Source organism: Shewanella sp. AS16, from assembly GCF_021412365.1.
Taxonomy (GTDB): domain Bacteria; phylum Pseudomonadota; class Gammaproteobacteria; order Enterobacterales; family Shewanellaceae; genus Shewanella; species Shewanella salipaludis.
This window is the reverse complement of record NZ_JAKCLK010000291.1, coordinates 1-289: the sequence shown is the minus strand read 5'-3', so window position 1 is coordinate 289 and position 289 is coordinate 1. Positions and strand designations below refer to the sequence as shown.

Sequence of the window (289 nt, the reverse complement as noted above, 5' to 3'; positions counted from 1 at the left end):
GATCGGGTCACCTGCCAGGGTGCAGGCGCTCACCATTTCCGGAGACAGCTTAGACAACGCCGCTTTTTGTGCGGAAGTCGCTGCTGCCTGCAAACGGTTATAGCTCGGCGCACCAAAGCGTTTTGCCAGTTCGTTATAGTGTTCCTGCGGGTTCTTACCGGTGACAGCGGTGATTTCCGCCGCCAGCAGACACATAATGATGCCGTCTTTATCGGTGGACCACGGCGTGCCGTCGAAACGCAGGAAGGAAGCGCCTGCACTCTCTTCGCCGCCAAAGCCGAAGCTGCCA

At 58.5% G+C, this 289-nt stretch carries 1 pseudogene; it reads right to left on the bottom strand.

The features are described 5' to 3' along the window. Nucleotides 1-289, bottom strand: a pseudogene (locus LZP73_RS20350) (phosphoglucomutase, alpha-D-glucose phosphate-specific); the annotation flags it as partial.